This is a genomic window from Curtobacterium sp. VKM Ac-1376 (genome assembly GCF_015351025.1).
Taxonomy (GTDB): Bacteria; Actinomycetota; Actinomycetes; order Actinomycetales; family Microbacteriaceae; genus Curtobacterium.
Window position 1 is genome coordinate 1 of record NZ_JADKRV010000034.1, and the last position, 4,238, is coordinate 4,238.

A 4,238-nucleotide genomic window follows, 5' to 3' on the forward strand; every position below is an offset into this window, starting at 1 on the left:
GTCCCTACCAGGGCAGTTCCGACCGTCCGCGCCGTGATGGAGACCGCCCGTACCGTGGTGGGTCTTCGGATCGTCCGGCACGTGACGGTGACCGCCCGTACCGTGGTGGCTCCTCCGACCGTCCGCGAAGGGACGACGATCGACCGGCCCGCGGTGGCTCGGACCGACCGTTCCGCGGCGGGCCTTCGGACCGGCCCGGTCGTGACGGTGGCGAGGAACGTCGGCGGTTCGGGGACGGCACCCGCCACACCGGAGCCCGATTCGGCGAGGCTGCCCGTGACGACTGGGAGGACCGCGACCCGTACGGCACGAGGTCGATCCGTCCCCGGCACGAGGACCCGGAGATCCCCGAGGAGATCCAGGCGCGCGACCTCGACCCGGCAGCCCGCATGGAGCTGAAGACCCTCAGCAAGGACAACGCTGACTGGGTCGCTCGTCACCTCGTGGCCGCGGCGATGTTCGTCGACGAGGACCCCGAGACCGCCAACCAGCACGCCCTGAGCGCTGCACGTCGTGCCGGCCGGGTCGGTGTGGTCCGTGAGACCGCAGCGATCACCGCGTACCGCCTCGGCGACTTCGCGACGGCCCTCCGCGAGCTCAGGACGTACCGCCGGATCTCGGGGCGGAACGACCAGCTGCCGATGATGGTGGACTGCGAGCGCGGTCTCGGCCGTCCGGAGCGGGCGCTCGAGCTCGGGCGTTCGGTCGAGCGCTCCGCCCTGGAGACGCCGGTGCAGGTCGAGCTCGCGATCGCGATGTCCGGGGCGCGACTGGACCTCGGGAACCCCACAGCGGCGCTCGGCGAGCTGGAGATTCCACAGCTCGATCCGTCCACGGCGTACGCATGGTCCCCGGCGCTCTACAGTGCTTACGCGGCCACGCTCGAGGAGCTCGGCCGCCAGGACGAGGCCGACGAGTGGTGGGCCCGGGTGGACCGCGCGGCAGCGGCCCTCGCCGAAATCGCGGACGACAACGCTTGGGAGACAGTTGATGTGGTCGAGGAAACGATCGAAGTCGAAGAGCCCGGAGACGACGGGGACGACGCCGGTGGCATCGGGAGCGACGATGCCGACGAACTCGACGACGAGCCAGTCCTCGACGACCTCGACGACGACACCTCTGCGGCCGACGAGCCCGGTGAGGTCGACGACGACAACCGCCGCGACGTCGACGGATCCGCAGCCGACTGACACTCCGTCGACGCCGACCGACGGCGTCGACGTGGTCCTCACCGACCTCGACGGCGTGGTCTACCGGGGGCGCAATGCCATCCCGCACGCGGTCGAGGCACTGACGCGCGCCTCGCTGACGGCGCGGGTGGGCTACATCACGAACAACGCATCGCGGCGCCCGATCGACGTCGCCGAGCACCTCGAGCGCTACGGGCTCGAGGCCTCCGAGGACGACGTCGTCACCTCGTCGCAGGCGGGCGTCCAGCTGCTCGCGACCCTGGTCCCCGCCGGGGCGACCGTCCTGGTGACCGGCGGGCTCGGGTTGTCGAGCATCGTCGAGGCCGCCGGGTTCACGGTGACCTCGAGCGCGGACGACGCGCCGGCTGCGGTCATCCAGGGGTTCTCGCCCGACCTCGGTTGGAAGGAGTTGGCGGAGGCATCGTTCGCCCTGGCCGACCCGGATGTGCCGTGGGTCGCGACGAACATGGACTGGTCGATCCCGGTCGAGCGCGGCATCGCCCCGGGCAACGGCACGCTCGTGTCCGCCGTGCACCAGGCGGTGGGGCGGATGCCCGTCGTCGCGGGGAAGCCCGAGCGACCGATCTTCGACGCCGCCACCGAGCGGTTCGGCGGCGGTCGCAGCCTGTTCATCGGTGACCGGCTGGACACCGACATCAAGGGCGCGAACGACGCCGGGATCCCGAGCGTGCTCGTGCTCACCGGCATCGACCAGGCCAAGCAGGTCCTGGCGGCCGACCAGCGCTCGCGTCCCACGTTCGTGCTCGAGGACCTCCGCGGCCTGTCCCAGCCGTACCCGGTGACCGTCCGACGCGAGGACGAGGACGGTACCCGCTACGTGACCGTCGGCACGGCGACCGTGGCGATGCGGGGGCACGTCGTCCGGGTGCTCGACGCGGGGACGGACATCGACCGGTTGCGTGCCGGCTCGGCGCTCATCTGGGAGTCCGGTCTGGCCATCTACGGCCTCGACGTGGACCCGCAGCTCTACGGCGGCGAGTAGCGTGTCGAACGTGCCGAACCCCGAGCAACCGTCCGACCCGGACCAGCAGGACACCTTCGCCGCGCGTACCGCAGCGGCCGAGGGCCTGCCGCTCGCCAACCGCGCCGATGCCTTCTCGGCACTCCACGACGAGCTGCGCACGCGGCTCGAGAGCGGCGGCTCCGCGAGTGCCTGAACCGGACGGAGCCGTGTCCGACGCGACCCCGGTCCGCCTCGATGCCCTCCTCGCTGCCCGTGGACTCGCGAGGTCACGTACCGCTGCCACCAGGTTGATCCAGGACGGCCGGGTCACAGTCGACGGGCGTGCCGTGGTGAAGCCTTCCACGCCGGTCGCCCCCGGGGCTGCCATCGTGGTCGACGCCGCAGACGAGTGGGTCTCGCGCGCTGCGCGGAAGCTCGTCGGCGCGCTCGATGCCTTCGACGTGGACGCCTCCGGCCGGGTGGTGCTCGACGTCGGCGCGAGCACCGGTGGTTTCACCCAGGTGCTGCTGGCACGCGGTGCACGTCGTGTGGTCGCGCTCGACGTGGGTCACGGTCAGCTGCACCCGACGGTCGCGCTCGACGAACGCGTCGCCGTGGTCGAGGGAATCAACGCCAGGAACCTCACGCGCGACGACTACCTCGCCCTCGACATTGCTGCTGCTGAGACGTCCCTGGTGGTGGGGGACCTCTCCTTCATCTCGCTCCGGCTCGTGCTGCCGGCCCTGGCCGAGGCTGTGCCCGCCGACGACTTCGTGCTGCTGGTGAAGCCGCAGTTCGAGGTGGGACGGGGCGGTGTGCGCGAAGGGATCGTGCACGACGCAGGTCTGCGCGACGACGCGCTCATGAACGTGCTGTGGGCGGCGTGGGACCTCGGGCTCGGCACCACGGGTCTCGCGGCGTCGCCGATCCTCGGGACGCACGGCAACCACGAGTACCTCGCCCGCTTCCAGCGCGGTGTCGGGGGCAATCCGACAGAATGGAGAGTCCGGGCGACCGAACTCACGAAAGGGTCTTCATGAGCGACGAACGGCACATCCTGCTCGTGTCCCACACGGGCCGCCGTGACTCGATCGACGCCGCTGTCGAGGTCTGCGATTTCCTGCACGCGGCCGGACTCACCCCCGTCATGCCGTTCGACGAGTACGCCGACATCCGGCGTGCCGAGGCCTCGGTCGGCAAGGTCGACATCCTGGGCGTCGACGTCCAGCCCGACCAGCTCGAGATCGTCATCGTGCTCGGTGGCGACGGCACGATCCTGCGTGCGGCGGAACTCGTCCGGAACACCGGCGCACCGCTCATCGGCGTGAACCTCGGGCACGTCGGGTTCCTTGCCGAGAGCGAGCGTGACGGACTTGCCGAGACCGTCGAGCGCGCACTGTCCGGCGAGTACAACGTCGAGGAGCGCGTCACCCTGCAGGTCGACGTCGTCGTCGGCAACCAGATCGTCTACTCGAGCTGGGCCCTGAACGAAGCGACGATCGAGAAGGCCTCGCGGGAGCGCATGCTCGAGGTCGTGACCGAGGTCGACGGTCGCCCGCTGTCGTCGTTCGGGTGCGACGGTGTCGTCGTGTCGACGCCGACCGGGTCGACGGCGTACTCGTTCTCCGGCGGTGGGCCCATCGTGTGGCCCGACGTCGACGCGCTCCTCATGGTGCCACTGAGCGCCCACGCGCTGTTCGCCCGGCCGATCGTGGTGGGGCCGGACTGCACGCTCGCGATCGAGGTCCTCCGGCGCACGAGCGGTGTCGGGGTGCTGTGGTGCGACGGCCGACGGACGCACGACCTGCCGCCCGGAGCGCGTGTCGAGGTCCGGCGCTCACCGGACCCGGTGCGTGTCGCCCGGCTCAAGGACGCCCCGTTCACCGACCGCCTGGTCGCCAAGTTCCAGCTGCCGGTCGCGGGCTGGCGCGGCCCCCAGAGCGACGAGGAGGACCGGTGATCGGCGTGGATGGGCGCAGCATCGCATCCGCTGCGACGATCGTGACGGAGGAGGACCGGTGATCGGCGTGGATGGGCGCAGCATCGCATCCGCTGCGACGATCGTGACGGAGGAGGACCGGTGA

General features: G+C 71.0%; 4 protein-coding genes and 1 pseudogene. All 5 read left to right on the forward strand.

The window, feature by feature from the left end; genetic code table 11:
* A pseudogene (locus ITJ56_RS17770) lies at positions 1-1,190 on the forward strand (hypothetical protein); the annotation flags it as partial.
* A 31-nt stretch (positions 1,191-1,221) separates the two neighbouring features.
* Positions 1,222-2,193 (forward strand): HAD-IIA family hydrolase, encoded by a 972-nt coding sequence (locus ITJ56_RS17775; RefSeq protein WP_194631967.1) that lies wholly within the window; start codon positions 1,222-1,224, stop codon positions 2,191-2,193.
* A 10-nt stretch (positions 2,194-2,203) separates the two neighbouring features.
* The gene (locus ITJ56_RS17780; protein ID WP_194631968.1) at positions 2,204-2,368 is read left to right on the forward strand and encodes a hypothetical protein; all 165 of its coding nucleotides are present in this window, start codon (positions 2,204-2,206) and stop codon (positions 2,366-2,368) included.
* The gene (locus tag ITJ56_RS17785; RefSeq protein ID WP_323749865.1) at positions 2,361-3,194 is read left to right on the forward strand and encodes a TlyA family RNA methyltransferase; all 834 of its coding nucleotides are present in this window, start codon (positions 2,361-2,363) and stop codon (positions 3,192-3,194) included. Before ITJ56_RS17780 ends, ITJ56_RS17785 begins: the two co-directional genes overlap by 8 nt.
* Positions 3,191-4,114, forward strand: coding sequence for an NAD kinase (locus ITJ56_RS17790; protein WP_194631970.1), 924 nt, complete (start codon positions 3,191-3,193; stop codon positions 4,112-4,114). Before ITJ56_RS17785 ends, ITJ56_RS17790 begins: the two co-directional genes overlap by 4 nt.
* Positions 4,115-4,238: the final 124 nt, after the last annotated feature.